Origin of the sequence: Verrucosispora sp. ts21 (assembly GCF_002879555.1) — a bacterium.
Classification (GTDB): domain Bacteria; phylum Actinomycetota; class Actinomycetes; order Mycobacteriales; family Micromonosporaceae; genus Micromonospora; species Micromonospora gifhornensis.
The window spans coordinates 1-278 of record NZ_PNOZ01000214.1; the positions used below are offsets into that span (position 1 = coordinate 1).

1 protein-coding gene is annotated in these 278 nt (G+C 41.4%); it reads left to right on the top strand.

All coding sequences use genetic code 11. The features are described 5' to 3' along the window. Window positions 1–278 (top strand): RuBisCO large subunit C-terminal-like domain-containing protein (locus C1A38_RS32720; protein WP_233197123.1); only part of this gene is annotated, 278 nt, incomplete at both ends.

Below are 278 nucleotides of genomic sequence, written 5' to 3' on the forward strand. Positions count from 1 at the left end.
CATGGCATCCAGGTTGAAAGAGATAAATTGAACAAGTATGGTCGCCCCCTATTAGGATGTACTATTAAACCAAAATTGGGGTTATCCGCGAAAAACTATGGTAGAGCAGTTTATGAATGTCTACGTGGCGGGCTTGATTTTACCAAAGATGATGAGAATGTGAACTCCCAACCATTTATGCGCTGGAGAGACCGTTTCTTATTTTGTGCCGAAGCTATTTATAAATCACAGGCTGAAACAGGTGAAATCAAAGGGCATTATTTGAATGCTACTGCGGG